Source organism: Undibacterium sp. TC4M20W, assembly GCF_049340245.1.
In the GTDB taxonomy this organism is placed as follows: Bacteria; Pseudomonadota; Gammaproteobacteria; order Burkholderiales; family Burkholderiaceae_D; genus Undibacterium.
The window spans coordinates 1-255 of record NZ_JBMPPI010000098.1 but is presented as its reverse complement, the minus strand read 5'-3'; the positions used below and the strand labels follow the sequence as shown (position 1 = coordinate 255).

The 255-nt window shown below is 49.4% G+C and carries 1 protein-coding gene; it reads right to left on the bottom strand.

All coding sequences use genetic code 11. The annotated features are described in order from the left end of the window. Positions 1 to 255, bottom strand: a 255-nt coding sequence (locus ACO0LL_RS30445; protein WP_422954555.1) for an IS110 family transposase, incomplete at both ends; no start/stop codon positions are given.

Genomic DNA, 255 nt, shown 5'->3' with positions numbered 1-255 from the left:
TGTGTCCGCATCACTTGCAAGGCATCCAGGCGCAACACCATGGCACGTAGGGATTGCTCTGCCAATGACGGAGCAGTCCACAGTCCAGGATTTCGCTCAAAAGCAAATTCTGAGATCAGGCGAGCATTGACCTTATCCGTTTTGGTTCTGACTAAGCGGGAGACACCGAATGCTTTAATTTGTGCGGGGTTAACCACACTAACAGGGAATTTCTGTTGAGCGAAATAGTGTGCCACAGCCTCCCAATAAATACCT